The organism is Acidaminococcus sp., assembly GCF_057597765.1.
This window is the reverse complement of the sequence record NZ_DBMBXK010000001.1, coordinates 87,588-109,908: the sequence shown is the minus strand read 5'-3', so window position 1 is coordinate 109,908 and position 22,321 is coordinate 87,588. Positions and strand designations below refer to the sequence as shown.

General features: G+C 55.5%; 16 protein-coding genes and 1 tRNA gene. 16 read left to right on the top strand and 1 reads right to left on the bottom strand.

The features are described 5' to 3' along the window. The first annotated feature begins 123 nt into the window (after positions 1-123). The 15 genes from ACZOF8_RS00495 (at position 124) to ACZOF8_RS00425 (ending at position 16,041) form a co-directional block, all read left to right on the top strand. Entirely contained in the window at positions 124-1,074 is a 951-nt protein-coding gene (locus tag ACZOF8_RS00495; RefSeq protein ID WP_487426450.1) for a DUF542 domain-containing protein, read from the top strand. 335 nt (positions 1,075-1,409) lie between these two features. Beyond that, positions 1,410-3,923, top strand: coding sequence for an excinuclease ABC subunit UvrA (locus ACZOF8_RS00490; RefSeq protein ID WP_487426448.1), 2,514 nt, complete (start codon positions 1,410-1,412; stop codon positions 3,921-3,923). A gap of 196 nt (positions 3,924-4,119) precedes the next feature. Beyond that, on the top strand, positions 4,120-4,512 hold the full coding sequence (locus ACZOF8_RS00485) for a PAS domain S-box protein (protein ID WP_154487914.1): 393 nt from the start codon (positions 4,120-4,122) through the stop codon (positions 4,510-4,512). A gap of 5 nt (positions 4,513-4,517) precedes the next feature. Further along, positions 4,518-6,962, top strand: a complete 2,445-nt coding sequence (locus ACZOF8_RS00480) for an EAL domain-containing protein (RefSeq protein ID WP_487426446.1) — start codon at positions 4,518-4,520, stop codon at positions 6,960-6,962. A 225-nt stretch (positions 6,963-7,187) separates the two neighbouring features. Continuing rightward, positions 7,188-9,632 (top strand): EAL domain-containing protein, encoded by a 2,445-nt coding sequence (locus tag ACZOF8_RS00475; RefSeq protein ID WP_195839610.1) that lies wholly within the window; start codon positions 7,188-7,190, stop codon positions 9,630-9,632. Between the two features lie 141 nt (positions 9,633-9,773). Beyond that, on the top strand, positions 9,774-10,211 hold the full coding sequence (locus tag ACZOF8_RS00470; RefSeq protein WP_154487911.1) for an Rrf2 family transcriptional regulator: 438 nt from the start codon (positions 9,774-9,776) through the stop codon (positions 10,209-10,211). Between the two features lie 63 nt (positions 10,212-10,274). Continuing rightward, positions 10,275-10,349 (top strand) — tRNA-Arg (locus ACZOF8_RS00465). Between the two features lie 159 nt (positions 10,350-10,508). After that, positions 10,509-10,931 (top strand): acyl-CoA thioesterase, encoded by a 423-nt coding sequence (locus ACZOF8_RS00460; protein ID WP_022487082.1) that lies wholly within the window; start codon positions 10,509-10,511, stop codon positions 10,929-10,931. Next, positions 10,928-11,467 carry a hypothetical protein gene (locus ACZOF8_RS00455; RefSeq protein ID WP_022487083.1) on the top strand — a complete coding sequence of 180 codons (540 nt, stop codon included), beginning with the start codon at positions 10,928-10,930 and terminating at the stop codon, positions 11,465-11,467. Before ACZOF8_RS00460 ends, ACZOF8_RS00455 begins: the two co-directional genes overlap by 4 nt. Beyond that, on the top strand, positions 11,460-12,104 hold the full coding sequence (locus ACZOF8_RS00450; RefSeq protein WP_022487084.1) for a coenzyme F420-0:L-glutamate ligase: 645 nt from the start codon (positions 11,460-11,462) through the stop codon (positions 12,102-12,104). Before ACZOF8_RS00455 ends, ACZOF8_RS00450 begins: the two co-directional genes overlap by 8 nt. A 369-nt stretch (positions 12,105-12,473) precedes the next feature. Continuing rightward, positions 12,474-13,067 (top strand): RdgB/HAM1 family non-canonical purine NTP pyrophosphatase, encoded by a 594-nt coding sequence (gene rdgB / locus ACZOF8_RS00445; RefSeq protein ID WP_022487085.1) that lies wholly within the window; start codon positions 12,474-12,476, stop codon positions 13,065-13,067. Beyond that, complete coding sequence (locus ACZOF8_RS00440) at positions 13,046-13,546, top strand: metallophosphoesterase (RefSeq protein WP_229778433.1); 501 nt, start codon at positions 13,046-13,048, stop codon at positions 13,544-13,546. Before rdgB ends, ACZOF8_RS00440 begins: the two co-directional genes overlap by 22 nt. 17 nt (positions 13,547-13,563) lie before the next feature. Continuing rightward, positions 13,564-14,814 (top strand): NAD(P)-dependent malic enzyme, encoded by a 1,251-nt coding sequence (locus ACZOF8_RS00435; RefSeq protein ID WP_487426441.1) that lies wholly within the window; start codon positions 13,564-13,566, stop codon positions 14,812-14,814. Between the two features lie 61 nt (positions 14,815-14,875). Continuing rightward, on the top strand, positions 14,876-15,697 hold the full coding sequence (locus tag ACZOF8_RS00430; RefSeq protein WP_487426439.1) for a MetQ/NlpA family ABC transporter substrate-binding protein: 822 nt from the start codon (positions 14,876-14,878) through the stop codon (positions 15,695-15,697). 74 nt (positions 15,698-15,771) lie between these two features. Further along, a complete protein-coding gene (locus ACZOF8_RS00425; protein ID WP_022487089.1) occupies positions 15,772-16,041 on the top strand; it encodes a helix-turn-helix transcriptional regulator in 270 nt (89 codons plus the stop codon). A 236-nt stretch (positions 16,042-16,277) separates the two neighbouring features. Here the strand turns inward: ACZOF8_RS00425 and ACZOF8_RS00420 are convergent, their stop codons facing one another. Beyond that, the gene (locus ACZOF8_RS00420; protein ID WP_487426437.1) at positions 16,278-17,210 is read right to left on the bottom strand and encodes a LysR family transcriptional regulator; all 933 of its coding nucleotides are present in this window, start codon (positions 17,208-17,210) and stop codon (positions 16,278-16,280) included. Positions 17,211-17,375: 165 nt separating this feature from the next. On the opposite strand from ACZOF8_RS00420, the gene ACZOF8_RS00415 reads away from it, so the two are divergent. Further along, entirely contained in the window at positions 17,376-22,313 is a 4,938-nt protein-coding gene (locus ACZOF8_RS00415; protein WP_487426435.1) for a phosphohydrolase, read from the top strand. Positions 22,314-22,321: the final 8 nt, after the last annotated feature.

Genomic DNA, 22,321 nt, shown 5'->3' with positions numbered 1-22,321 from the left:
AGCAGAAGAAAAAGCACATGAATAAGTTACTCTATGCAGTTGTCATGGCAACGGAATTATTTCTACTAATCTACTATACTTAGACCATCAAACAAACACCAAACAAATTGGGAGGAATGTTCCATGATTACTGTGAAGAATACTTTGGCTGACGTTGTACGGGATTATCCCCAGACCATTCCCTTTTTCAATGAACTCCACCTGGATTACTGCTGCGGCGGGGGGATCCCTCTGGAAGAAGCTGTGAAGAATACGGATCTGGATGCGGAAAAGGTGGTGGCAGACCTGAATGAATTCATTGCCGCCCACAGCGCTAAAACCGGCAGCCAGCAGGAATCCCTGGAACGGTTCAAGAACCTTTCCATCCCTGACATGCTCCAGGACCTGGAAGCCACTCACCATGTGGATGAACGGAAATACATGGCAGAAATCGAAACGGACCTGAACAAGATCCTTCTGGTCCATTTCGTCCACCACGGGGAACTGCTCACCCGCCTCCATCATCTCTACGGTACTCTGAAAACTGAACTGGAAGAACATTTTGCCCGGGAAGAACGGATGGTGTTCCCGCTGATGCGGTCCTATCCCCAGCCCAACCTGGAAGTCCTCACCCTGATCCAGAACCTGGAAAAAGATCATTCTGCCGCCGGGGACATCATCAAGGAAATCGAATCCCTCACCGATCATTTCACCGCTCCTGCTGATGCCTGTGCCACTTTCAAACGGACCTATCAGTTGCTGGAAGAATTCATCAATGACGTATTCGTCCACATCTTCAAGGAAAACTCCATTGTCTTCCCGGAATATGCGGAAAAAGCGCCCAACCAGGAAGAACTGGACCGTCAGGTGGAAGTGACCCTGGAACAGGAAGCCGGCAGCAACAGCAACACCTGCGGGTACTGTGAAAGCGAAAATGGGGAAGAAAAGAGCCCGGTGCTCTTTGAATGCGGCAACTGCGGTGCTCTGTACTGCAATGACTGCGGAGAAACCGGTTGCCCCAGCTGCGGCGCTTCCTTCAGCCACGCTCATCCTTTGGAATACTCGGGGAGCAGTTGGAATCCGAACCAGGACTAGGCAATAAAAGGGCTAACGCATAACCCCGGGGCACAATGAGAGCCCATCTGTTTTGTCAGCGGGAGATTTGGATCGCGGCATGTACGCCTATGTACTATGCCACAATCCACATCTCCCGCTTTCGTGCATCTGGGCCCTTCTTGTGCCCCGGCCAAAATTCGTAGGATATGCACCCATCTGCTTTCGCGTATCTGGGTACATCTCCCGCGCCTGGAGAGAGCTGCAGGAACGGGCGGCTCCGGCGGCATTTTGCCAGAGGCCCTGTCTCAACGTTTTTTTTAATGATCTGTATTATGATAGATGCAAAGGCTTTCAAGCAAAGGAGATAATGCTGCATGAGCACAAAACATATCCCTTCCATCCCTGACCATATAGAGGTCCGGGGGGCCAGGGTCCATAATCTGAAAAATATCGACGTGGACATCCCTCTCCACAAAATCGTGGGAATTGCCGGGGTGTCCGGGTCCGGGAAATCCTCCCTGGCCCTGGGGGTCCTGTATGCGGAAGGATCTCGGCGGTATCTGGAATCCCTTTCCACCTACACCCGGCGCCGGATGACCCAGGCGGAACGGGCGGACGTAGAGGAGATACGGTATGTACCAGCTGCCCTCGCCCTCCATCAGCGCCCGGGTGTCCCCGGCATCCGCAGTACTTTTGGGACCCTTTCTGAACTGTTGAACAGCCTGCGTCTCATGTTTTCCCGGCTGGGGAGCCACCGCTGTCCCAATGGCCATTACTGCCCGCCCTCTTTCGCTGTGGCGGCCATGCAGGAAATCACCTGTCCGGTATGCGGTGAGAAATTCTATGGTCCCGGAGCGGAGGAACTGGCCTTTAACAGTACAGGCGCCTGTCCTGCCTGCGGCGGAACAGGGATTGTCCAAAATGTAAACGAGGCGGCCCTGGTACCGGATGATTCCAAAACCATCGATGAAGGCGCAGTGGTGGTTTGGGGAACCCTTATGTGGTCACTGATGAAAGACATTGTTCGGACCATGGGGGTCCGGACAAATGTCCCTTTTCGTGATCTGACCCCGGAGGAGAAAGAAATCGTCTATCACGGCGAACTGAAGAAACATCATATCCATTATGTCAATCCCAATACTCTGGAGCCGGCAGAGATGGATTTCACCTACTACAGTGCAGTCAATTCCGTGAAAAATTCCCTGGCCAAGGTCAAAGACGAAAAGGGGATGAAACGGCTGGAAAAATATCTGGAAGAAGATGTCTGTCCGGACTGCCATGGCACCAGACTGTCAGAAGCCGCCCGTGCGCCGCGGCTCAGAGGAATCGGGCTGGATCAGGCAGCTGCCATGACCCTTTCGGAACTGATTCCCTGGGTCCAGGGGGTTCCGGCATCTTTGCCCGAAAAAATGCGCCCCATGGCTGAAAGCATCTGTGAGTCCTTCCTGGATGTTTCCAAGCGGCTGATGGACCTGGGTCTGGGATACCTTTCCCTTGACAGGGCGGGGTCCACGCTGTCCACAGGAGAACGGCAGCGGGTGCAGCTGGCCAGGGCAGTACGGAACCGTACCACAGGTGTACTCTATGTCCTTGATGAACCGTCTATCGGTCTCCATCCTTTTAACCTCAAGGGCCTTACAGGGGTCATGGACGACCTGCTGGCAGACGGAAACTCCATCGTAATTGTTGACCATGACACCCAGGTCCTGAAACACGCTGACTGGCTGATCGAGATGGGAAAAGGTGCGGGAGCAGAGGGCGGTACGGTGATTTCCCAGGGAAAGGTCGCCGATGTGGCAAAAAATCCGGAATCGGTCATAGGTCCTTTTCTTTCCGATCAATATACATCAAGAATCCGTCCAGTGACAGAAAAGGATTCTTTGTTCGCCAAAGGGACCATCCATCTGGAAACAGGAAAAATCCACACAGTACATCCTTTGCAGGTGAAGATCCCTATGGGACGGCTCACTGTTGTAACCGGTGTCTCAGGCTCCGGCAAAACCACTCTGATCCTGGAGAGCCTGATACCGGCGCTCCAGGCAAAAATCAACGGACAGAAACTGCCAGGACATATTGAAAGTATTGAGGCAGAAGGAATCACGCAGGTCAAGCTGATCGATGCGGCACCGATCGGGATCAATGTGCGTTCTACGGTGGCAACTTATGCCAATGTCCACGACGGGCTGAGAAAACTATATGCCAGGACAGCAGAGGCGAAGGAACAGTCCTGCAAAGCCGGTGATTTCTCCTATAATACAGGAAAACTCCGCTGCCCCACCTGTGATGGCACAGGGGAAATCTCGCTGGACGTCCAATTCCTGCCGGATGTAAAGATTCCCTGTCCGGACTGCAGAGGATCCCGCTACAGCCAGCAAGCTATTCACATCCGCCGCAAAGCCCGGGACGGAAACCTCTACAGCCTGCCAGAACTCATGAATATGAGCGTGGATCAGGTGCTGCAGGCACTGGGGGGATTGAAGCTCCTCCAGCAGAGGCTTCAGGTCCTCCACGACCTGGGTCTGGGGTATCTGACACTGGGAGAAGAAACACCGGGACTTTCCGGTGGGGAAGCCCAGCGGCTGAAGCTTGCCAGTGAAATGGGAAAAGGACAGAGTGATTCCGTGTTCATTTTCGATGAACCGACCATCGGCCTTCATCCCCAGGATGTAAGGACGCTTTTACATGTTTTCCAGACCCTGATCGACCATGGGGCCACGGTAGTGGTCATCGAACATGACCTTGATGTGATCAGGAATGCTGATTACATTATCGACATGGGGCCGGGCGGCGGCTGCCAGGGCGGCAGGATCGTGGCTGCCGGGACTCCGGAAGAGGTGGAGCGGTGTAAGGAGAGCCGAACCGGATTCTTTTTGCGGTCTGACGCCTGAATTCTGAAAAGGGGTGTGAAAAAATTCGCACGCCCAACCGCGGGGTGCGAGTCTCGGTGCTGATTTCTTTTCTCTGTTCGATTGTGGACTTTTATGTAAAATTCCCTTATAATATGGATAAAAGTCATCTGTTTTGTCAAATTACGGAAACAGTATGAACAATCAGGAGACAGCGGGTGATTCCATGGATATTCAAATGACAGAATTGCTTCAGAAGATGGTGGATGAAGCTCCTTTTGGCATGTATGTGCTGGATACGGAACGGAAAATCCTTTTCTGGAGTGGGGGTGCCGAGCGCATTACCGGATACAGCCGGGAGGAAATGGTGGGCCGTCACTGTTATGAAGGAGAACTGGACCACATCGACCAGGAGGGGACTCATCTGTGCCATGATTTCTGCCCCATGCTGGCCACCATCTATGATGGGCAGTCACGGCAGCAACCCGTGTTCCTGAAAGACCGGACCGGCCGGCGGATTCCGGTGATGGTCCATACAGAGCCCCTGTTCAAAGGAGACGAAACCCTGGGCGCCATTGAATACTTCTGGGTTCTCCCGGAAGGCGAATATCCTGTGCCGGAAGAACGGTGATATCCATGACAACAGAACAGACTCTGGATCTTCTCCTCCAGCAGATGCCGGACCATCTGCCGGGAGGAGTTCTGATTTACCGGGACAACAAGCGGGAAGAAATCCTCTATGCCAATCCCTGGCTTCTGTCCATGTTTGGCTGTTCTTCTTTTGATGACTTCCTGGAACTGACAGGGGGGTCTTTTGTTACCCTGGTCCATCCGGAAGACAGGGAACAGGTGGAACGGGACATTCGGCAGCAGATTGCCGGCAGCCGGAGCAAGCTGGATTTCGTCAATTACCGGGTGATCCGGAAGGATGGATCCGTCCGTCGGGTGGAGGAGTTTGGCCATCGGGTGTTCATTCCCGGAGTGGGGGCGGTTTTTTACGTCTTTTTCCTGGACAACGATACCAAATACAAAATCTACGATACGGACTCCCTTACCGGGCTTCCCGGAAAGACCCGGTTCATAAGGCATGCCTCCATGGTACTGGCTTTGGCCGCCCATGATCCCAAGGCCCCGAAAATGGCCCTGGTCTACGTGAATATCCACAACTTCAACCAGTACAACCTGCGCAACGGCAGCGAAAAGGGCAATCAGTTCCTGGTCAGGATGACCGAAGTGCTCCGGGAGAACTTTCCCAACAAGTTGATTTCCCGGTTCATGGACGACCATTTCGTGGTGCTTACCACCCTGCCTTCCCTGGAAAAACAGATTTCTGTGATTTCCAGCCAGATCCACGGTTTGTACGATTCCAGCTGGCTGGATGTGAAATTCGGCATCTATCCTGTGGAAAACGATACCATCCCGGTGGAAAGCGCCTGCGGCATGGCCCAGATGGCCTGTGACAGCATCAAGGACATCCCGGACCGCCATGTATGCTTCTATACCAAAACCATGGGAGAAGCCCGGGATCTGCGGAATTATGTAATCGACCATTTCCGGGAAGCTTTGGAAAAACATTGGATCCAGGTGTATTTCCAGCCGGTGGTCCGGACCATTTCCGGGACCCTTGCCAGTGTGGAAGCCCTGTCCCGGTGGATGGATCCGGAAAAAGGGATGATATCTCCCGGGATTTTCATCCCCATCCTGGAAGAAAGCCGGCAGATCCGGAAACTGGACCTGTACGTACTGGAAGAAATCTGCCGTTTGTACCGGTTTCAGCAGGAACAGGGAAAAGTCGTGATCCCGGCTTCCTTCAATCTTTCCCGGATGGATTTCTTCCAGGGATCCATTTTCGAAGATGTGGAAGAGATCCGGAAACGGTATCAGGTGCCCCGGAACATGCTCTACGTGGAAATCACTGAGAGCGTCTTCGTCCATGAAGGAGACGTGCTCCATCAGGAAATCCAGCGGTTCCGGCAGGCTGGATACGAAGTGTGGATGGATGATTTCGGCAGCGGCTATTCTTCTTTGAATACCCTGAAAAACTACAGCTTCGATGAAATCAAGATCGACATGGCCTTTTTGTCCCAGTTTACGGAAAAATCCCAGAACATCATCAAGGCCATTATCCGGATGGCGAAAAAAATCGGCATCCACACCCTGATGGAAGGGGTGGAGACCCGGGAACAGGCGGAATTTGCCCGGTCCATTGGCTGCGAACTGATCCAGGGATATTATTACGGACGGCCCATGTCCTTTGAAGAACTGAAGCAGATGTACCGGGAGAAACGCTGGCAGGTGGAAACTCCTGAACTGCGTCAGTACTACGGGAAACTGGGGTCCATCGACTTTCTTACAGACAGGCCCATGGCGGTGGCGGAGGTGGCCGGGAATCGGTTCCGGTATCTTTTTGCCAATGAAGAATACCGGAATACCATCCAGGCTGCGGGCATGGAAAGCCTCCGGCAAACGGAAGTGTTCGTCAATGCCCTGGCAGGCCCCATCAGCAAAAACATCCACAGTTTCCTGCACGATGTGATCCATACCAGCAGCGAAAAGACGCTGACCTATACGGTGAACGGCCGGTATATGCGGCTGGAGGCCAGTTATCTGGCTTCTCATGACAAGCATCACCTGCTACTTCTGTACCTGACCAATTTCACCATCCAGGAAGATCAGAATGCCAGCGACAGCCTGGACTGGGTCAACCGGAACCTGCTGTACCTGTACCAGAATGTATCCCTGGTGGATATGGAAAACGATACGGCCGTTCCTCTGGTCATGAATTCTCCCTACCGGAAATATTTTTACCAGAAACGGACAGGTATCCAGGATATAGTCCAGCAGTATACACGGACCATGATCCATCCGGAAGATCAGGAGCGGTTCCTGACTTTCAATGAATTGGATTCCATGATGGGACGAATCCGGAAAAGCCCGGAAGGGATGATTTCCGGCGGTTTCCGGACCCTTGGCAACGATGGGGAGTACCACTGGGACATCCATTCCATTTTTCCGGCCATCCGGAAGGGGAAGGTGTATCTGTTGTATACGGCGAGACATTTTCCCAAGGCCAACGCATAACCCGTTATCTTGCCGTCCAACTGAGAGAAATCCATAGGGGGTGTTGCACAGAATGTGCAGCGCCCTTTTTTATCGTTCATCAATGGACAATCATATAAAAAACAATTATAATAAAAAAGTATGACTGTTATTTTTGTCAATTTTACATAATAAATTGAAAAATCCGGAAGACAAAAAGTGAAACTTGGACGGGAAGTTGACAGGACCGGAAGAAGGGTGATGCCTATGATACAGGAAGAGAATTTGGATTTGATCCTCCAGCAGATTCCTGACCATCTGCCTGGAGGTGTTTTGATTTACCGGGACAATAAGCGGGAAGAAATTCTCTATGCCAATCCCGAAATGATTTCCATGCTGGGATGTTCCTCTTTTGACGAATTCCTGGAACTGACAGAAGGATCCTTTGCCACCCTGGTCCATCCTGAGGACAGGGAACGTGTGGAACGGGACATCCGGCAGCAGATTGCCGGCAGCCGGAGCAAGTTGGATTTCGTCAATTATCGGGTGTACCGGAAAGACGGTTCCATCCAAAGAGTGGAGGAATTCGGCCATCGGGTATTCATTCCCGGGGTGGGAGCGGTCTTTTATGTGTTTTTCCTGGACAATGACACCAGATACAAAATCTATGATATGGATTCTCTCACCGGACTGCCGGGAAAGAACCGGTTCATGAAGCGGGCTTCCCGGCTCATGGAGCTGGCCAGGCTGGATCCCCGGGCCCAGAAACTGGCTCTGGTGTATGTGAATGTCCACAATTTCAACCGGTACAATATGCGCAACGGAAGCGAAAAAGGCAACCGGTTCCTGGTCCAGATGGCGGATGTGCTTCGGGAAAGCTTCCCCAACAAACTGATTTCCCGGTTCATGGATGATCATTTTGTGGTGCTCACCAGTCTTCCTTCTCTGAAAAAACAGATTCCTGTGATTTCCAGCCGGGTCCGCCGATTCCATGATTCCCACCGGATGGACGTGAAATTCGGCGTTTATCCGGTGGAAGACCGCAGTGTTTCAGTGGAAAGCGCCTGTGGCATGGCCCAGCTGGCCTGCGACAGCATCAAGGAGATCCCGGACCGGCATGTGTGTTTTTACACCAAAGCCATGGGAGAAGAACGAAATCTGCGGAATTATGTGATTGACCATTTCCAGGAGGCTCTGGAAAAACGCTGGATCCAGGTATATTTCCAGCCGGTGGCCCGGACCATTTCCGGGACCATTGCCAGCGTGGAAGCCCTGTCCCGGTGGATGGATCCGGAAAAAGGGATGATATCTCCCGGGGTGTTCATTCCTCTCCTGGAAGAAAGCCGGCAGATCCGGAAACTGGACCTGTACGTACTGGAAGAAATCTGCCGCCTGTACCGGCTCCAGCTGGAAGCGGGGAGAACCGTGATCCCGGCTTCCTTCAACCTGTCCCGGATGGATTTCTTTCAGGGATCCATTTTTGAAGATGTGGAAGAAATCCGGAAGCGGTATCAGGTACCCCGGAATATGCTCTATGTGGAAATCACTGAGAGCGTCTTCGTCCATGAAGGAGACGTGCTCCATCAGGAAATCCAGCGGTTCCGGCAGGCCGGATACGAAGTATGGATGGATGATTTCGGCAGCGGGTATTCTTCTCTGAATACCTTGAAAAATTATCGCTTTGATGAAATCAAAATCGACATGGCCTTTTTGTCCCAGTTTACGGAAAAATCCCAGAACATCATCAAGGCCATTATCCGGATGGCCAAAGAAATCGGCATCCACACCCTGATGGAAGGGGTGGAGACCCGGGAGCACGCGGAATTTGCCCGGTCCATCGGCTGCGAACTGCTCCAGGGATATTATTATGGAAGACCCATGTCTTTTGGAGAATTGAGCCAGGCCTATCAGGAAAACCACTGGCAGGTGGAAACTCCTGAACTCCGCCGGTATTATGGAGCCCTGGGGCCTGTGGATTTCCAGACGGACAAGCCCATGGCCGTGGCGGAAGTGGGCCGGAACCGTTTCCGCTATCTGTTTGCCAATGAGGAATATGGGACCACCATCCAATCCGCCGGTATGGACAGCCTGCGGCAGAGTGCCGTGCTCGTCAATGCCCAGGCGGGGCCCATCAGCAAGAACATCCAGAACTTCCTGACGGATGTGGTCAGCAGCCGTACCGGAAAAGATCTGACCTATACGGTGAACGGGCAGTACATGCAGCTGAAGGCCAACCACCTGGCTTCCCATGATCAGCATCACCTGGTCCTGCTCCATCTTACCAATTTCACCATCCAAAAAGAAAAAGGCCTTGCCGGCGACCTGGACTGGGTCATCCGGAATATGATGTATTTGTATCGGCATGTTTTCCTGGTGGATACGAAAGATGATATGGTCATCCCTCTGGTGATGAATTCACCGTTCCGGAAGTATTTGTTCCAAAAACGGTCCGGTGTCCGGGAACTGGTCCAGGAGTACGTGGAGACCATGATCCATCCTTCAGACCGGGACCGATTCCTGGCCTTCAACGATTCTTACTCTTTGATGGAACGGATCCGGAAAAGCCCGGAAGGGATGATTTCCGGCGGTTTCCGGACCCTTGGCAACGACGGGGAGTACCACTGGGACATCCATTCCATTTTTCCGGCCATCCGGAAGGGGAAGGTGTATCTGTTGTATACGGCGAGACATTTTCCCAAGGCTGACGCATAGTCCCTGGGCACAGGAGGCTAACGCATAACCCAGGCGGGGGATATGCACCTTTTGCTTTGTCTGCAGCGGATTTTGCCTGTGGCATGTACGTCCCCGGCTTGCTATAATAGGGACAGACCCATAGGAAAGGAACGGACCCATATGCAGGTATCGACCAAATTTACCATTGCCATCCATATCCTGGCAGCGGCGTCCTATTTTGGAAAGGATTACAAAATCACCAGCGAGTTCCTGGCCGGCAGCATCGGCTGCAACCCGGTGATCGTCCGGAACCTTATGAAGCAGCTGAAGGAAGCCGGGCTGATCTCTGTCCGCCGGGGGCCCGGGGGTGTGGAGGTGACCCGTCCTCTGGACCAGATCACCTTCTGGGATGTGTATGACGCAGTGGAAACCAGCAAAGACCAGCTGTTCAATTTCCACGACAGTCCCAACCCCCGGTGCCCGGTGGGCCGGAACATCCACAAAGCCCTGGATGGGAAACTCCAGGACATCCAGAAACAGTTCGAACAGGACCTCCGCCGGCACAATCTGGCGGAAGTGGTAGGGGACCTGGCCAGTGCCATTCAAAAAGAATCATAAAAAAATAAAAAAAGCCTTGCATCTTTCCGGACTCTCTGCTATAATAACATTCGTTCGGTAAACACGCCCGTAGCTCAGTGGATAGAGCAACGGCCTCCGGAGCCGTGTGCGGTGGTTCGATTCCACTCGGGCGTACCATTAAAATCTACCTCATAGTTCGCGTCAGCGGGGTATGAGGTTTTTTGTTGCCCGGTTGTTTTTTCAGAAAGCTGGAAAAGACAAAACGTGGTATAATGAGAAAGCTGTCAATCCATGGCTGGTTTGTGAACAGCCGTGAGGGAGAAAAGAGGTTATGCCGTGGTTAGTATTACAGATCGAGTGCGTTTTTCAGAAACGGATCTGATGGCGGTGGTCCATCACACCAATTATCTCCGCTGGTTCGAAATGGGCCGTGTGGCCTGGTTCCGACAGGCGGGCATCGACCTGAACGGACTCCATGAGGCCGGTTTTATGGTCCCCATTGTGGAAGTCCAGTGTAAATACCGGCAGTCAGCCCGGTTTGACGATGTGTATGAGATCCAGACTACTCTCAAAGCCTGCAGCCGGGTAATGATCCAGTTCAGCTACCGGATCCTCCGGAAAGCGGACGGGGTCCTGCTGGCGGAAGGCACCTCCAAGAATGCCTTTGTGAACCTGGAGGGGAAGGTAACAAGGCTGACACCTGATTACTATGAAAAACTGCAGCAGCTGGCTGCACAAGAAAGGGAGATCCAACCATGATCAATGTGATTTTGCTGATTCTGGGGCTGTGCGTACTGGGCCTTCTGGTAATGATCGTATACGCTGCCCTGAAACCCACGGATGACACCCGTGTGGTAATGGAGGAAAAGACGCCGCTGAAGCTGGAAAGCCTGGACCACGACAAGGCCGTCCTGTCCTTTGAAGTGCCTCTGCGGAACAAGAGCGCTGAAAGCGCCGCCATCACTGACTGCTTCGTACGGCCGTACCTGCCCCAGGAACAGTTCCCTGATGCCTGGTGCGAAGGCAATGTGGAAAAAAGCGACCGGCGCCGCAGCGACCATTATTTTGAAGCCCTGGTGCTGAAGGAATGGTCTGAATGGAAACTGATCGTCACCCTGACTCTCCGGGCCCGGAACGGCAAGGACATGCGGGAAATCATCACCCGGATGGTGGATATGGATGGAGCCATTTTCGTGTGCGGCGTGGGCCGGAAAGCCCATTACGTACGGAAATTCTTCTTCACCGTATTTGCCGATGAACTGAAAAAACTGGCAGGGGGTGCCTACAATGGCTGAGAAATACGAAATCATTCCAATTCCTACCCGGATCCTCACTGTCCATGACAACATTGTGGATGCTGTCCGGGAATTCGGCGGGGACAAGATCGGTCCCCGGGACGTGGTCTGTGTGGCCGAAAGTGTGGTGGCCATTACCCAGAACCGGGCCATCCGTCCGGAAACCCTGAAGATTTCCTTTGCGGCCAAGGTGCTGAGCCAGCTGTTCCCGGGCGTCGGGAGCATCGGCAACTGGTCCGCCATGCAGAGCCTGCTCAATGAATCCGGCACCCTGAAGGTGCTGTTCGCTGTGGTGGTGGGCTTCTTCGCCAAATGCCTGGGCAAGAACGGGGTGTTCTACCAGCTGGGCGGGGAACAGGCCCGGCTCATCGACGACATCACCGGCACCATGCCTCCCTATGACAAGCACATTGTCCTGGGGCCCAAGAACCCGGTGCGGGTGTCTGAAAGCATCAAGGAAGGTCTGGGGTGCTTCGGCGCCGCCGTGGCTGATGTCAACGACCTGAAACGGTCCTGCTGCCTGGGCTGCACCAAAGGGGTGGATCCCCGTCTGGTGGAAAAAATCCTGATCAACAATCCCTTCGGCAATGACAGCCAGAAGACGCCGATTTGTGTGATCAAGAATTACATCGATTAAGCAGCATTGCTGCTTAATCGATGTAGTCAGGAGTCAGGAGTCGGAAGTCTGGAGCCCAATGATAAATTTGCGGGCAAATTTTTAAATGTGTAAACCGGAACCGTAGGGGCTGCACGCCGGGCAGCCCGCTGAATCATCGATAGTCCGTGCATAGAGCGGGCCGCCGGGCCTGCGGCCCCTACGGTTTTATACAATCAAAAGAAACTGGCCTTCAAGCCAGGTTCTGTCCTGAGGCTTCCGACTTCAGACTCCCGACTTAAAAAGCTGTTGCGCAGGCAACAGCTTTTTTTATCAAATAGAACTTTTTTCCTCTGGATTTATCCTCCCGCAACAGGTACAATAACAGTTATAGAAAAGGTAGGTGAAACGATGTTGGAAGTTGTAATCGCAACCCATAATCTGGGCAAAGTAGAGGAATTCAAGTCGTTGATGGACGAACTCGGCATCACCTTTACCTGCCTCAGCGATTATGCCCCTGTGCCCGAACCGGAAGAAACCGGACGGACTTTTGCGGCCAATGCCCGGCTGAAAGCCCGGTACTATGCCAAGGCCCTGGGCAAGGTCTGCCTGGCCGATGATTCCGGCCTGGAAGTCCTAAGCCTGAAGGGGGCTCCCGGTGTCCGTTCCGCCCGTTATGCCGGCGAAGACGCCACCGATGAAGAAAACAATGAACTGCTCCTGGCCAATATGAAAATGCAGGTCCGGCGGAACTGCCGGTTCTTCTGCGCCCTGGCCATGGCCAACCCGGAAGGGAAGATCCTGGTGGAAAGCGCCGGGATCTGTGACGGGATCCTGCTCCACGAACCTCACGGGACCAACGGCTTCGGCTATGATCCCCTGTTCTGGTCCACGGAGCTCCACAAGCCTCTGGGAGAGGCCACCATGGAAGAAAAGAATGGCATCAGCCATCGGGCCAAGGCCATTCGGAAGCTGGTAAACCAATGGAAAAAAATGAACCGATGAGGATCGGCGTAGTCAGCGATACCCACGGAGACTTCCAGGCCCTGGAACAGGTACTGGACCAGGCCGGGGAAGTGGACCTGTGGCTCCATGCCGGTGACTACAGCCAGGATGCTCCCTATATCGAGAAAATCACCGGCATTCCGGTGTATGCGGTGTGCGGCAACTGCGACAGTTATGAAGACCGGGCCCCGGCGGAACTGGTGACCCGGCAGCTGGGGTTCACCCTGGCCATGACCCATGGCCACCGGTATGTCCGGTACAATGACTGGAGCCGTCTGCTGTACTGGGGAGAAGAAAAGAAGGCGGATGTGGTGATCTTCGGCCATATCCATGTACCGGTGAACCGGGAAGAAGACGGGATCCTGCTGATCAACCCCGGCAGCCCCAGCCGTCCCCGGAACGGAGTGCCCAGTTTCGGCATTCTGACCCTGGAAAAGGGGAAAAAACCGGTATTTGAAGTGCAGGAAGTAAAAGAATAGGGAAAGGAGCCAACCAAATGGCAAATACGGAAGAATTGAACAAAGAGGCATTGGAACTCCATGCAAAAAATCATGGGAAACTGGAGGTTCGCTGCAAGGTGCCTCTGGAAAACGGCCACGATCTGTCCCTGGCCTATACCCCCGGGGTGGCTGAACCCTGCCGGAAAATCAAGGAAAACCCGGATCTGTCCTTTGAATACACATGCCGGGGCAATATGGTGGCCGTAATCAGCGACGGTACCCGGGTCCTGGGCCTGGGGGATATCGGTCCCGAAGCGGCCATGCCCGTTATGGAAGGGAAGGCCGTCCTTTACAAGAAATTCGGGGATGTGGATTCCGTGCCCATTTGCATCGACACCAAAGATCCGGAAGAATTCGTGAACATCGTGGAAAAACTCCAGCCGTCTTTTGGGGGCATCAACCTGGAAGACATCTCTTCCCCCAAATGCTATGCCATCGAAGCGGAACTGATCAAACGGTGCAAGATCCCTGTGTTCCACGATGACCAGCACGGTACCGCCATTATCGCCTGCGCCGCCATACTGGGGGCTCTCCGGTTCGTAAAAAAGGACATCGACAAGGTGAAAGTGGTGGTCAACGGCTGCGGTGCTGCCGGTTCCGCCATCGGCAAACTGCTGGTACGCCTGGGTGTGAAGAACCTGACCATGATCGACGTCCATGGAGCCGTGTATGAAGGCCGTCCGGGAGAAATGGACATGGCCACTGCCTACCTGGCCAGTGTGACCAACAAGGATCACTACAAAGGGGATCTGAAAGGGGCCGTAAAGGGCGCCGATGTTCTGCTGGGAGTGTCCGCACCCCGGCTGTTCACCAAAGAAATCATCCAGAGCATGAATGACAATGGGGTAGTCTTTGCCTTGGCCAACCCGGTGCCTGAAACCACCTACGAAGAAGCCAAGGCTGCCGGCGCTGCCGTAGCCGGTACCGGCCGCAGCGATGCTCCCAACCAGGTGAACAACGTATGTGTGTTCCCGGGAATCTTCCGGGGTGCCCTGGCCGTCCGTGCCTCCGCCATTACGGAAGAAATGAAAGTGGCTGCCGTCAAAGCCATCACTGGGCTGATCGCTGACGATGAACTGCGGGAAGACTATGTGGTTCCCGGTGCCTTCGACCGGCGGATCGTCCCGGCCATTGCTGCCGCCGTGGCCAAGACCGCCATGGAACAGGGCATCGCCCGGGTAAAGCGGGATCCCGAAGACATCCGGAAAGAAGCCGCGGAACGGGTGGAATGGAACTGGAATGCATGATTTTTCCCCGGAACGGAAAAATCGGCTGACAGCTGATAAAGCAAAAAAGGAGGAAAAAATGATGAAAAAACTGGCACTGGTATTGGCCGGGCTGCTGGCCCTGGCCGGCATCGCCGGGGGCTGCGGAAGCTCCACCGGCAGCAAACCCGCAGGGGGAGACAAAAAAGTAGTCCTGAAGGTGGGAGCTTCTCCGGTTCCCCATGCAGAGATCCTGGAACAGGTGAAACCCCTGCTGGCCAAAGAAGGGGTGGACCTGCAGGTGGTGGAATTCACCGATTACGTGAAGCCCAACCTGAGCCTTAGCGACAAGGAAATCGACGCCAACTTCTTCCAGCATCTGCCGTACCTGGAAAAATTCTGCAAAGACCGGAACCTGTCCCTGGTTTCCGTGGGCAAAGTCCACATCGAACCCATGGGCGTGTACTCCAAGAAGATCAAAGACATCAAATCCGTGCCTGACGGCGCCAAAATCGCCATCCCCAACGATCCCACCAACGGGGGCCGTGCCCTGGCCATCCTGGAAAAGGCTGGCCTGCTGAAACTGAAGGACGGGGTAGGGGTCATGGCTACCGCCAATGACATTGTGGACAACCCCAAGAACCTCCAGATCACCGAAGCCGAAGCCGCCATGCTGCCCCGGACCCTGGATGATGTGGATCTGGCGGTGATCAACTCCAACTTCGCCATGGAAGCCAAACTGAATCCCACCAAGGATGCCCTGTTCATCGAAGCCAAGGATTCTCCTTATGCCAACATCGTGGCCATACGGAAAGGCGATGAAAACCGGCCGGAAATCCAGAAGCTGATGAAAGCCCTGAACAGCCCGGAAGTGAAGAAATTCATCGAAGAAAAATACAAAGGCGCCATTATCCCGGCGTTCTGATGACAAAAGAGGTGTTGCACCAGCAACACCTCTTTTGCTATACTGGAAGAAAAACTTCGGAGGCCTTATCCATCATGTCCAACACCATTGTTTATGAAGACGGCACAGCATTCCATCCCGGTTCCTATCTGGAAGACCTTCTGGATGACTGGCAGATGACCCCGGCTCAGTTTGCCCACAAACTGGGGAAACCCCTGGAAACCGTGGACCAGCTCCTGGCCGGAGAAATCCCGGTGGACCTGGAACTGGCCAGCAAACTGGAAGAAGCCACAGAAATCAGCGCTGCCGCCTGGCTGAATCTCCAGTTCATGTTCGACGAAAAAGTGGAAGCGCACAAGAAGTAAAGGCGGGGCTGTTGCATAAGCAACAGCCCCTTTGGCCGCGAGTCTCGAGTCATGAGTCGCGGGCCACTGGATAGAACCTGTCCTTCGACCAGGTTCTTCTTATTGTGTATAACCGTAGGGGGCGCAGGCCCGGCGCCCCGCAAAATGCGCAGATCATCGATGATTTGGCGGGCTGCCCGGCGTGCAGCCCCTACGGTACCGATTTACACGTTCAAAAATTTGCCTGCAAATTTTTTTCATTTGGCTCGAGACTTGAGACTTGAGACTGAGCCGCTATGCGGCTCACGAGGCCGGGGTGTTGCACATAACGTGCAACACCCCCTCACAAACTCTCCGATCCCCGGATGGGTCCGGGTATCTTGGAGCCATACCAGATTGATGCTGGCTGCCGGCACCCCTTCCAAGGGGACGGCGGCCAGTTCTTTTTCTGTCCGGGCGAATTCTTCCGGCAGGAAGCCGGCGGCGGCTCCGGACCGGATGTAGGACAGGATGGTGAATACCTGGCTGGTCTGGTGGAGAACCTGGGGGTCGGTCTGGGCCTGGGCGAACAGCCGGCGGATGTACCGGGTCTGGCCGAAGGTGTCCGGGAACAATACCAGGGGCACCCCGGCCAGGTCCTGGAAGGAGAGAAATTTCTTCCGGGCCAGGGGATGGGTCCGGGCCACAAACAGTTCCAGCCGGCTTTTCTTGATGACCTTGCAGTGGTAGGGGGCCAGGGGCAGATGGTTGGTGACACACAGGATCAGGTCCAGTTCCTGTCGGTCCAGGAGCCCGTACAGCACGCTGACGGTGTCCTCTACAGTGCGGATCTGATAATGGGGATGCCGGGCCAGGAACTGCTGGTGGAGCTGGGGGAAAATGGTGTTCCCGCACATGGGCACCACCCCGATCCGCAGGATCTGCCGGCCGGTTTTCAGGGAAGTCCCCAGTTTTTCCAGCTCCTCGCTTTCTTTCAGCCAGCGCTGGCAGCCTTCCCACAGCTTCCGGCCCTCCGGGGTGAGCGAAATGGTGCTGTGCTGCCGTTCAAACAGGGCTACGCCGCAGTCCTGTTCCAGTTCCTTGATGGCCTTGGAAACTGCCGGCTGGGAAATGTGGAGCTTTTCCGCCGCCCGGGAAAAGGTGCCCCACCGGCACACAGCGGCAAAGGTGGGAATATAGGACAAACGCATGGGAACTCTCCTTATCCATAACTGATGGTTGGGTGAACCAACGAATTGGTATTTCACAAAGTTATCTTAAAAGAGTATAACAGAAGCATCAGGAAAAGGAAAGGGAACGTGGTATAATGGAACTGTCACTAACGGAATTTTTTGACTTATTTTGGGAGATCCATTATGAACCATACCATAGATCCTGCTGCTTTGTGGGACACCCTCCAGGGAGCTTTGCTCATGCCGGACTTCTGCCGGGCCCTGGGGCTGACCGCCGACCAGATGGAACGGCAGCTCCGGTCCTGGGGGCTCCAGGAGGCCTGTCCGCTTCTTTCCGGGGCGGCTGAGGAAAACGGCCGCTTTGCCGCCGGCTCCGTGCTGGAAATCCTCCGGGGATTCCTGCCCCCTTTGGCGGACGAGCCGTCCCAGGGCTGGCTTACCGACTGCTACCAGTACCTGCTCCGGCAGATTTTCCCGGAACCCACCCAGCCGGAACCTGCTGCTGATGCCGTCTGCTATGAAGCCGGCCGGCGGCTGTTCCTCCAGGTGCTCCGGGGACTGTACCATTATGAATACATCCACTGCCCCTTCGACCCCTGCCGGAACCTGGTGCTGCTCCCGGCCGGAGAAGTCCGGAAGGAACAGTACACCCGGGAATATCCCCGGTTCCGTACCCTGGTCCGGGACCGGTATCTCTACGAATTCATGCGCCTGGGCACGGAAGTGACCCCTTTCAACACCCTGGGGCACATTGGTGGGGTCACCTATGTGGCCCTGTTCATGGCCCGGCAGCTCCACCGTCGGCAGGTGCCTGTGGACGTGGCTCTTATCGCCGGAGCTGCCGCCCTTCACGACATAGGCAAATACGGCTGCAAAAAAGGGGAGGAGCGGCGGGTTCCCTACCTCCATTACTACTATACGGACCTGTTCTGCGAACGGGAAGGGCTGCCCCAGATGGGCCACATTGCCGCCAACCATTCCGTATGGGACCTGGAACTGGAAAACCTGTCCGTGGAATCCCTGCTGCTGATCTATGCGGATTTCCGGGTGAAAAGCTACCGGGACAAGGAGGGGAAAGAAATCATCCATTTCTACACCCTCCAGGAAGCCTTTGACGTAATCCTCAGCAAACTGGACGATGTGGACGGGGCCAAGCGCCGGCGGTACCAGAAGGTTTACCGGAAACTGGCGGATTTCGAAGCCTACATGGCCGAACTGGGGGTCACCCTGGACCTGCCGGAGGACTTCGCCCAGGAGCCTCTCCGGGAACAGGTCCGGCCCCACCGGGAAATGGTGCTTATGGAAGGGGAGGAAGTGGTCCGGCAGCTGAAATACACCGCCATTGCCCACAACATCCGGCTCATGAGCATTTTCCGCAGTGAACGGGACTTCGGCAACCTCATCGAAGCCGCCCGCAGCGAACCCAACTGGAAGAACCTCCGGGCTTATATCAGCATCTTCGAGGAATATTCCACCTACATGACGGAACGGCAGAAGCTGATGACCCTCCAGTTCCTCTACGAACTCCTGAGCCACCGGGAAGAGGACATCCGGGTCCAGGCGGCGGAACTGATGGGCCGGATCGTGGCCAATTTCAACGAGCGCTACACCAAGGAACTGCCCAAAGGGGTGCTGCTGCCCCGGAAAAAGGTCACCAACCGGACACTGTTCCGCCAGTACGTGGAGCAGATCATCGATCCGGGGCTCCGGTACACCCAGCAGCACAAAAACCGGATCGGGGCCTGTCTGGGGCCCTTCCTCCGGTCGGTGCTGGCCACCCGGTACCAGCGGCTGGGCACGGCCCTGGCCAATATTGCGGAAGAAGAGCATCCTACGGCCCTGTATCTGGAAATCCTCCAGCCCTGGTACGAAAGGCCCGCCGCCACTCCGGAACAGCAGATGATCCTCCTCCAGGCCCTGCTGTTCCTCCGTCCGGAAGATCTGACCGATTCCTTCCGCCAGGCGGTGGAAAAAGCCCTCCGGACCGCAGGACGGGACCCCAGTTCCATTGTGCGGATCGGGGCCCTGTACGGGCACCATCACCTGTTCGGGGGCCAGGACGGGGAAGACATATTCATACCCCGGCTGCTCCGGACCATGGACCTGCCGGAAGAACCGGCGGCCTTTGGGGAAAAGGAAAGCAGCCTGTTCCTGGAAGACCTGAAAAGCGGCATCCACTGGCTGATCAAAATCGCCAACATCCATCTCATGTGCCACGACCTGCTCCGGCAGAAGGAACGGGGGAATGTGATGCACCTGGGGATGCACCTGTGCAACCTGGTGAAGGTCAGCGAGCACCTGGCAGTGCGCCAGGCAGCCGGGGAGGCCCTGCTGAAGATCGCCGACACCATGACCTGGGCCCAGCGGAACGAAATGGCGGTGGAACTGTTCAACGGTCTGGAAATCGGAGACCTCCAGATCACCAAATATGTGCCGGAATACCTGGGAAAGCTGATCCTGAAGCTACTGCCGGAGGAACTGGACGAATTCCTCAGTTCCCTCCGGGCGGAAATCGATTCCACCAACTTCCAGCTGGCCGGGGCGGCGGTGAACACCATGGGGGTGGTGCTGGAAAACTTTCAGGACTTTGCGGACCGGTTCCCCCAGGAAACGAAACGGAACCAGGGGCGGCAGCTCCAGCTGCTTTACGCCATCCTCCGGGCCTATGCCCACTACAACCGGGAACTGAGCCGGGACGCCTTCCGGGCCCTGGCCGCCTATGTGTTCGGCAGCGGGAAGATGCCGGAAAACCGGAAGGACTTCCTGTTCCTCCACAGCGCCAAGAAAATCTGGGTGCTGCTCAACGAAAACTCCGAAGCCATGCTGGATTTCTACACCAACGCGGCGGTACTGAACCACCTGTACCGGTATGTGGGCCGGGCGGAAACGGACCGGGGCGGGTTCGCCTTCCCGCCGGAGCAGAAGGTGTGCTTCTATCCCGGCACCTTCGACCCTTTCAGCAGCGGCCACAAGGCAGTGGCCCGGCGGATCCGGGACATGGGCTTTACGGTGTACCTGGCCCTGGACGAATTTTCCTGGTCCAAGCACACCCAGCCCCGGCTCATGCGCAGGAAGATCATGAACATGTCCGTGGCGGATATGGAAAACATCTATCCTTTTTCCGAAAATCTGTCGGTGAACATTGCCAATCCGGAAGACATCCGGAAACTAAAGGCCATTTTCGCCCACAAGGACCTGTATCTGGCGGTGGGCTCCGATGTGGTGGAAAATGCCTCCGCCTACCGGCTGGAGCCCACGGAAGATTCCATACATGCGGTGAACCACATTGTCTTTGAACGGGAGACCCGGGAAAACGCCAACTGGTACACCGACGCCCCCGGGGGAAAAGTGAAGGAAAAAATCGCCGAACAGAAGATCCGGGGAAAGATCCTCCATCTCCGGCTGGACAAATTCTTCGAGGACGTGAGTTCCACCCGGATCCGGGAGAACATCGACCAGAACCGGGACATTTCCGCCCTCATCGACCCGGTGGCCCAGAACTTCATCTACGCCAACAATCTGTATCTCCGGGAACCGGCCTACAAACACGTGCTGGAAGCCCGGGAAATCGGCATCGGGGATTTCCGGCCCCGGACCTGGAACCAGCTGCCCCATCTCCCGGCTCTGGCCCGGCAGGTGGGGGCCAATCCCGTCCTGCTCCAGAAGTACCTGGCCTGGGAGGCGGAGGACGGCCGGCCCAGAGTCTTCACCCAGTATGTGGATACCGGGGAAGGAGGGGAACGGCTGGCGGCTTTCGGAGCCGTGCACCAGGTGCCCATGCAGAGCCTGCTCCTGGAATTCCAGGATCCCCGGGTGGCGGAACACATCCGGGAGGAAGCCTCCGGGCGCATCGCCTCTCTGGGCTGGTTCTCCGTCAGTGAGGAAAGCCCCATTTCCCATCCGGGACAGATCCTTTTGACGGAAATCATGACGGAACTGCTGAACCGGGACTTCACCTACGTGGTCTACCATCCGGTGGATCCTTCCGGCTACAGCGAAAAGGCCGTGGGAGTCCTGGTCCGCCAGGGGTTCGTGGATATCGCCCCGGAAGGGTCACCCCATCCTCTCTATGCAGCCCACATCAAATCCCCGGTGGTGCTGTTCCGGGACGTGGAAACCACCATCAAGAATCCCTTCAACAAGAACCTCCGGGTCCAGAAGGCCCTGGACAAGGCCCACAACAACCTGCTGTCCGTACTCCGGCGGCTGTATCCCGGCCGGCTGATCCTGTCCTTCAACACCAGCGCCATGCACTACCGGATCATCCAGAAGGTGGCCCGGCTCAACGGGGTATCCACCCTGGAAGACCCCAAGAAGCGCCGGGGACCCTACATGTCCGTGCCTTTCGGCAAGGCCCTCAGCGATGTGCTGGTGCCCAACACGGTGACCAAGGCCCTCCACATCGAAAAGTACTTCAACCGGTCCGTCAAGGGGTTCACTCTGGCGGAAGCCCATCACTACGCCACTGTGGACAACCAGGTGAAGACCATCCGGTCCTTCCGCCGGCCGGTGATCCTTATTGACGACCTGCTGGAAAAAGGCCACCGGATGCGGATGCTCACCCCCTACCTGAAAAAGAACAATGTGGAAGTCCAGGAGGTGCTGGTGGGGGTCATGACCGGCTACGCCATGGATCTTATGGCCCAGCAGGGATACCGGTGCCAGTGCGCCTATTTCCTGCCCTCCCTGGAGCTGTGGCTCAACGAGCGGGACTGCTACCCCTTCATCGGCGGGGACAGCATCGACAATGCCAACAACTACAGCGGCTATGACAGGAATCCTTCGGTGAACCTGATCCTGCCCTATGTGAAGCCGGAATTCATCCGCCAGGGAGATGCGGACGCGGCCTATCTGTATTCCCTTACCTGTCTCCAGAACGCCAAGCTGATCATGGAGACCCTCCAGGACGAATACCAGGCCCTGTACGAAAAACGGCTGACCCTGAAACGGCTGGGAGAAGTGATCTCCGTCCTCCGGATCCCGGATATGGACATCGGGGTGAAGTTCGACCCCAACATGGATCCCACCCGGTTCATCGAAAACGACATCGAACGGCTGGTCCGGCTGCGCTGGGGTGAATCCGGCACCGGACTGTATGACAGGAACCGGGGCGGCGAATGAGCTGCCTT